Below are 319 nucleotides of genomic sequence, written 5' to 3' on the forward strand. Positions count from 1 at the left end.
GGGGTGGGGTGTGTGTGGGGTGTGTGGTACGGGGTTGTTGTTTGAGAACTACATAGTGGACGCGAGCATCTTTTATAAGAAGCAATTTCCAAGAATATGAACCTGGATCTGATCCGTGATTGTGCTGCCGCCTTTGGGTGGTGGTTGGTTGCGGTCTGGTTCCATGGTTTTCTCGAAAATTACTCCTTGATCTTTTGTGGTCAAGTTTTTAAGAGCACACGGTGGATGCCTTGGCATTAGGAGCCGAAGAAGGACGTAGGAATCTGCGATAAGCCTGGGGGAGTCGATAACCGGACTGTGATCCCAGGGTGTCCGAATG

General features: G+C 50.2%; 1 rRNA gene. It reads left to right on the plus strand.

Annotation, left to right across the window (positions count from 1 at the left end):
* Positions 1-198 precede the first annotated feature (198 nt).
* Positions 199-319: ribosomal RNA gene (locus AC1DDH_RS20925) — 23S ribosomal RNA — on the plus strand; the annotation flags it as partial.

The sequence above is a fragment of the Arthrobacter sp. 10T425 genome, assembly GCF_056393985.1.